We start from the raw sequence: 1,242 nt of genomic DNA, 5'->3' as shown, positions 1-1,242 counted from the left end.
GACGGCGTCAGGCTGCCGCTGAAGGCCGATCCGTTCGCCTTCAAGTCCGAACTGCGTCCGGCCACCGCTTCGGTCGTGGCCGTGCCGCCGGCGCATGAGTGGGGCGACGAGGCGCATCGCAATTTCTGGCGCAATGCCGATCACCGGCGCGAAGCCATTTCGATCTACGAGGTCCATGCCGGCTCCTGGCAGCTTCGCGACGACGGTACGTTCCTGTCATGGGACGAACTGGCCGACCGGCTGATCCCCTATGTGGTCGAGACCGGCTTCACCCATATCGAATTCATGCCGATCTCCGAACACCCGTATGACCCGTCCTGGGGCTACCAGACGACCGGCCTCTACGCGCCATCGGCCCGCTTTGGCGATCCGGACGGCTTTGCCCGCTTCGTCGACGGCGCCCACCGTGCCGGCGTCGGCGTTATTCTCGACTGGGTGCCCGCGCATTTCCCGGTCGATGAGCACGGCCTGGCCAATTTCGATGGCACCGCGCTCTATGAACATGCCGATCCGCGCAAGGGGTTTCATCCCGACTGGAACACCGCGATCTACAATTTCGGCCGCCGCGAGGTGGTGTCGTTCCTGGTCAACAATGCGTTGTTCTGGGCCGAGAAATACCATGTCGACGGACTTCGCGTCGATGCGGTCGCCTCGATGCTGTACCTCGACTATTCGCGCAAGGCCGGCGAATGGATCCCCAACGAGAAAGGCGGCCGCGAGAATCTCGAGGCGGTCAGCTTCCTGCAGAAGATGAACAAGGAGGTCTACGGCCACCATCCGGGCGTGATGACCATCGCCGAGGAATCGACCTCTTGGCCGAAGGTCTCGGCACCGGTGCATGAAGGCGGGTTGGGCTTCGGCTTCAAGTGGAATATGGGCTTCATGCACGACACGCTGGAGTATTTCTCCAAGGAACCGATCTTCCGAAAACACCACCACAACGACCTCACCTTCGGCCTGACCTACGCCTTTTCGGAGAATTTCGTGCTGCCGCTCTCGCACGACGAGGTTGTGCACGGCAAAGGCACGCTGCTTGGCAAGATGGCCGGCGACGACTGGCAGAAGTTTGCGACGCTGCGCGCCTACTACGCTTTCATGTGGGGCTATCCCGGCAAGAAGCTGCTTTTCATGGGGCAGGAGTTCGCGCAGCGCCGCGAATGGAGCGAGGCGCGCGCGCTCGACTGGAACCTGCTTGAATTCCGGCCGCATCGCGGCGTCTGGCAGACGGTGCGCGATCTCAAC

General features: G+C 62.5%; 1 protein-coding gene. It reads left to right on the top strand.

Annotation, left to right across the window (positions count from 1 at the left end; translation table 11 throughout):
- Positions 1-1,242: 1,4-alpha-glucan branching protein GlgB (gene glgB, locus EN893_RS34555; RefSeq protein WP_128362188.1), on the top strand; the 1,242-nt coding region annotated here is incomplete at both ends.

The sequence above is a fragment of the Mesorhizobium sp. M7A.F.Ca.CA.004.04.2.1 genome (genome assembly GCF_004022825.1).
Lineage (GTDB): Bacteria > Pseudomonadota > Alphaproteobacteria > Rhizobiales > Rhizobiaceae > Mesorhizobium.
The sequence above is the reverse complement of the archived record's forward strand: the minus strand, read 5'-3'. Positions and strand labels throughout refer to the sequence as shown.